Origin of the sequence: Armatimonas sp., from assembly GCF_031410135.1 — a bacterium.
In the GTDB taxonomy this organism is placed as follows: domain Bacteria; phylum Armatimonadota; class Armatimonadia; order Armatimonadales; family Armatimonadaceae; genus Armatimonas.
The window spans coordinates 1-5,445 of record NZ_JANNYP010000535.1 but is presented as its reverse complement, the minus strand read 5'-3'; the positions used below and the strand labels follow the sequence as shown (position 1 = coordinate 5,445).

Sequence of the window (5,445 nt, the reverse complement as noted above, 5' to 3'; positions counted from 1 at the left end):
ACTTGGGCATGTCGCGCTTGAGGCCATCGTTCTCTTTGTCGTGATAGTCCCAGTGGTTGAGACCGCCCAGATTCACTTGGAGAAACGCCACGCCTGCCGTAGCCAGCCGCCGCGCCAGTAGCAACGACTGCCCCCACGAGTGCTTGCCGTAGCGCTCGCGAAGTGCATCGGGCTCTTTGGAGAGATCAAAGGCATCGCGCACGGCGGGCGAGGTGGCGAGAGAAAAGGCACGCGCTTGGGTGTCCGAGAGCTGGCGAATCTCGACATCTTTATCTAAGTCACGACGATAGCTATCTATATCGGTGAGTAAGCGCTGGCGGTCCGCGAGGCGCTCGACGGTCATTCCAGCCACCGGGAGCAGATCGGGCACCGTGAACTTTGGGTCGGCAGGGTCACGCTCGATGAGCCAGGGATCGTACTTGGCTCCCAGCCAGCCCGCCGTCTCGCCCGGACACGGGCTTCCCTCAAAGCGAATCCGCACGGGGAGGTGCACCGCACTGGGCAGACCCTTCTGCGCGGGTTTGAGTGCCGAGATCACGGAGCCAATGGAGGGCCAGTCGTTGCGGGTGGCGAAGCTCTTGAACGTCCGGGGCAGCTCATTGATCCCCGCAAGCATGAGCTGATGGCCGGGAATGTGATTGGCGTCCTCCTGGCCTATGGTCATGGTTCGCACTACCGTGAGATGCTTTGACTGCTGGGCCAGGAGCGGCATCTGGTAGCCAAACTGCATCCCGGCTACTTTGGTGGAGATCGGCTTAGCGGTTCCCTTGCACTGGCTCGGCGAGTCGGGCTTGAGATCCCACAGATGCATCTGCGGTGGCCCCCCCGGCATCCAGACAAGAATCACAGACTTGGCCTTAGGAGTGCGCTTCTTCGCGCCGAATGCCTGGGGAGCCATCAGCCCCAGCGCCCCAAGAAACCCGACTTGAAGCAGCTCTCTGCGGCAAACCCCGACATTGTGTAAGTGTGTTTTCATCTTGATCGCGATGGTTGCGTGGCCCTGTGGAACGCTGCCAGCTTAGCGAGGCGCTTGGTCTTTGGGTTCCCACTCGGCGGAGCTGTGACCGTGCCGTTAAGATACTCCGGGGTTAAGACCAGTGCCTTGATCAGCGGCTTGAGGACGTAGTTACTCTGTTGCGTTGCACTCCAGAGCCGCTGATAGAGCCCTCGCTCGTCAGTCTCACAGCGCAGCTCGCGGCCAAAGTACCAGACGAAGTGCGTTTGTAGGATCGTGCGTATAAAGCGCTCTTTGGCGACGGCCTGTGTGGCGAAGGCTTCCATTCCCTCACCTTTGAACGGATAGGCCGCCACTTCGTCACGATCCGAGTGGTCAATGGCAAGGCCGTACTCATCGTGCGCCCGATAGTTGCCCAGGTCATCCCAGTGCGCTCTCTGGTAGGCCAGTGGCGTGAGGATTTTATGACAGGTGTAGCACACCGATTTGGGGTCAGTGGTCGCCGACGCAGTAATCCCTTGGCGCGACTGAACGATCTCGTCGGGGACTTCAAAAGCATAGCCCAGAAACTTCTCGCAGACTTGGGCGGAGTAGTTAAAGTGCGGCAGGCTCGGCTTTCCTTGGATAAACCCCTTCATGGTCAGCACACCCGTCTTTCCGAAGTAGGCCGGGCGAGGCTGCTTCAGGAACGCCGTATCCACCGTGTAGTCCGCAGTGAGCAGCTCTTTGAATGGGCGGTTTTGGAGCGCCAGATAGGTCCAGAGCCGCGCCGGTTCGTCTTGTTCGGGCGTCCCGTGGCTCTCGATATAAAGGCGGGTTCGGTGAAAATAGAAATCCGCAAACTCCTTGGAGGCCAAGTAGCGATCCACGAGCTTCTCCAGCACCACTCCAGAGTCGCACTGAGCCAGCTCTGCATCACTGGGCGTGCGCCCCACCAGGTCTTGGGCAAGTTTGACAAGCTGCAAGCGCTTGCGGACTTTGGGGTCGGTGGTGGCCGTCAGCGAGCGGGGACGGGTGAAGAGAAAGTCCGGGTGGGCTAAGAGCGCCCGGCAGAGCCCTTCCCACGCGGCTTGTTTGGCAGAGAGCTTGGGCACGGTAAATGTCAGCTTGGGCTGTTTTGGGTCAACCAGCACGACTCTTGGTCCGCCGATCTGTGTCCACTGGAACGTCAAGACCGAGCGCTGAATGTTATACGACGACGACGCGTCCACGGTGATCTGCGCCCCTGGATGTGCGATCAGCGGCGCGGCGAGCTGCACAATCGGCGATGACGACTCGGCTTTGACAACAATCGGCACTCGGGTCTCGTTATCGGCTTTTCCGGGGTAGACAATCGCGGGTCGGTAGGCGCGGGTCGGATCGTAGCCCTCACCGGTTGTGGGAGGAAAGAGTAGGGCCAGCGACTTTTTGCTCCCCTCCGTCCCAAGATCTTGCAGTAAGTCTGGCCCGACCGTGTTGTAGGGGTTGAAGTTCTCGGCGGGAAACTTGCCCCACTGCTCTTTATTTTTTGCCTTGCCTGCCCGAAGCAGAATTGGAGTAGAGCTATTTGCAGCAAAGAGGCGCACGGCATCGGCGACCACGCGCTTCGTGGTCCCCTCATTGCGCACCTCGATCCCACCGCTTGCCCCAAAGAGAAACGACGATTTTAAATCCGCATGAGGCCGGTTGTCCACACTCTGATCAATGACAAAGTGCGCCTCGCCTTTGGGGGGGACGTCGGGCGCGGCGGGTGTCGCGATGTGGCTCACATCATCACGGCTGAGCACCTGAACACAGAGATCACGGCAGAGGGAGCTTGGGGTGAGGTTCTTGCCTGCCGGACGCTTCGCACCCGCCTTGGGTGCTGCGGCTCGCTTCCAGAGAAAGCTCACCGTGTACTTGCCGGGCTTGTCGACAGTGAGCGGGAACGTGATCTGGGAGGCACCTTTATTCTCGCTGTTGTCCTCCGCGCTCGCCCCGCTGATCTTCCAAGCCCCTTCGACCAAGACACCCGCCTCACCGACCTTGAGGACTTTCTCGCCCGTGTCGCCCTTCACCCGAATCCCGACCACACTGACATTGCCGTAGCTCTCGGCGTTGCTGATAATCACACGCTGGCCGGTGTCGCTGGGAACCAAAGAAAAACTCCCGAGCTCTTTTTCTGGCGTCTCCCCCGCTTCCTGATCCACGTAGAGCGTGGTGAGCGCATGGTCGTCGCTGCGCACCGCAACTCCCAGCTCCTTAAGCACCCGCTGACCGCGCTCATCAGTGACCGCGAGAGAGAATCGCAGGTCGCTGGGTGCTGTCTGGGCAAGGCTTATCTGAGCCGCCGCGACACTCTTGAGAAATGCCTGCGCCTCGTTAAGCTCGGAGGCGGTGGGCTCGCGGAAAAGTAGCTTCTTCCAGAGCCGCGTGATCCCCTCACGCTCCGGTGTTGTATCCGTGAAGCCCGAAAACGGCCCCGTGCGATTGAGATAGGCCCTGCTCGCCAGCTCCCGGCCAATGAGCTCCACCCCAGAAAGAAACGTCGGGGAGGCTTTCGAGGTCTCGTCGAAGCGCTTGACAAAATCCGCGCCGCCAAAGAGATGAGTATTGTCAACAAAGAGGTTGCGGTCTTCCCGCTCCCCATCATCGCCAAAGATCGCCAGAGTCTTGCCCCGGAGCTGCCGAAAGGTGAGAAACGTATTGTCAAAGCTGGGCTTCTTCGCGCCGGTAAAGGGAAGGGCCAGATAGGCGGGAAACTGCTCGTCCGGCCGCTTCCCTATGGCGGCTTGTTGTGCCCGGACTGCCTCGCCAAAGTGGTCGAATCGGGTCACTTGCGCCACGGTCAGTGGGTGCATGCCCTGGGGCGGCATCACAATATTTTTGTCCGAGGTGGTCACACGGTAGACAATGCTAGAGTGATTGTCGGGGTCGAACTGCCCCTCTGCGATGAGTTTTAGAAACGCCGTGCGTGAGTCCGTCGGGAGCAAAAACTGCGAAGGATTTTTCTTGGCATGACAGGAGGCGCACTGACTATTGAGAACGGGCCAGAGCTCACGCTGGAAAATCTCTTCGAGCGAGTTCTTTTGCTGAGCTGGCACACTCGCTGCCAGTGCTAGCCCCAGCGTGAGTGCCGCTCCCAGGGAAACGTGCTTCCTTGCCATACGTCTATTATGCCTTGTCTTAAGGCCAAAACGCAACTTGCCTGCTATGATAGTGTCTGCTATTTGACATCCGCAAATTTAGCGGTAGGATAACCTCGTTTTACCCGGTAAGAACTATAGTGAATACAAAATTTAAGAACTGGTTTTTAGAAGGCTACGTCTCCAATGTTGAAGGCGCCTTCGAGGAAGAGCATGAGCCGGGGCATAAACCCCATGCATGGTGGAAAGTGATGTGCCTCACGGGCGTGGACTACTTTTCTACCCTCGGCTACCAGCCTGGAATCGCGGCGCTTGCCGCCGGGGCACTCTCCCCGATTGCGACTTTTGTCTTGGTGCTACTCACGCTCTTTGGGGCGCTCCCAATGTACAAGCGCGTCGCCAAGGCCAGCCCCCACGGCGACGGCTCTATCTCGATGCTCGCCAAGCTCTTGCCGTACTGGCAAGGCAAGCTGCTCGTGCTCTGTCTTATTGGCTTTGCGGCGACGGGCTTTATCATCACCATCACCCTCTCAGCTGCCGATGCCGCCGCGCACGTCCGCGAGAACCACTTTGTCGCGCACTTTATGGAGCACAACCCGGCGGTCTGGCAGGTAGGGCTGACGCTAGGACTCATCACGCTGCTCGGCGCTGTCTTTTTGAAAGGCTTCCAGGAGGCTATCGGGATCGCTGTGGGGATTGTGGTGGTCTATATTGGCCTGAATATCGTCGTGATCATCCGAGGAATTCAGGAGATCTCCCACCACCCGGAGCTTATGGGAGAGTGGCAGCGCGATCTCCTGGCGATCCACCCGACACCGGCTCACATGGCCATTGCGGCGATTATAGTCTTCCCGCAGCTCGCGCTGGGGCTCTCGGGCTTCGAGACCGGCGTCGTGGTGATGCCGCTGGTCGAAGGCGATAAGACGGACACTGAGGACGAGCCCAAGGGGCGTATTCGCAACGCCGGGCACCTGCTGACCACGGCGGCGGTGATGATGAGTGTCTTACTGATTGGCAGTAGTATCGTCACCACCACGCTGATCTCCCCGGATAAGTACCTCCCGGCGCTCATGGGCGAGCGCACGATCCCCGCCACCGAGTTTGTCAAGGGCACCACGATAACCCTTCATCCCAAGAAGGAAAAAGAGCCGATTTTTGTGGTCGAGGTGCCCGGCACTACCCCACTGGGGAAAAGTTCTATTGTGGCAAAAGAGGGCGAGGGCACCTCAGAGGTAATCGAAAAGCCGGTTCCCGTGACCCTGACCGTGACTTCCCTGAGTGATGGTGCCCTCTACAAGCTCTCTGCAACAAAGAAACCCGGCGTTGCCAATGGCCGTGCGCTGGCGTACATGGCCCAGACCTACCTGGGGGAGACGTTCGGCACGG

The 5,445-nt window shown here is 59.3% G+C and carries 2 protein-coding genes and 1 pseudogene; 1 reads left to right on the top strand and 2 read right to left on the bottom strand.

Annotated elements, in window-relative coordinates; genetic code table 11:
- Both RMO15_RS19865 and RMO15_RS19860 read right to left on the bottom strand, forming a co-directional pair.
- Window positions 1–976: DUF1501 domain-containing protein (locus tag RMO15_RS19865; protein WP_309715899.1), on the bottom strand; the 976-nt coding region annotated here is incomplete at its 3' end.
- Complete coding sequence (locus RMO15_RS19860) at window positions 973–4,080, bottom strand: hypothetical protein (protein WP_309715896.1); 3,108 nt, start codon at window positions 4,078–4,080, stop codon at window positions 973–975. The genes RMO15_RS19860 and RMO15_RS19865, both read right to left, overlap by 4 nt.
- Window positions 4,081–4,199: 119 nt before the next feature.
- Between RMO15_RS19860 and RMO15_RS19855 the strand changes: the two are divergent.
- A pseudogene (locus RMO15_RS19855) lies at window positions 4,200–5,445 on the top strand (APC family permease); the annotation flags it as partial.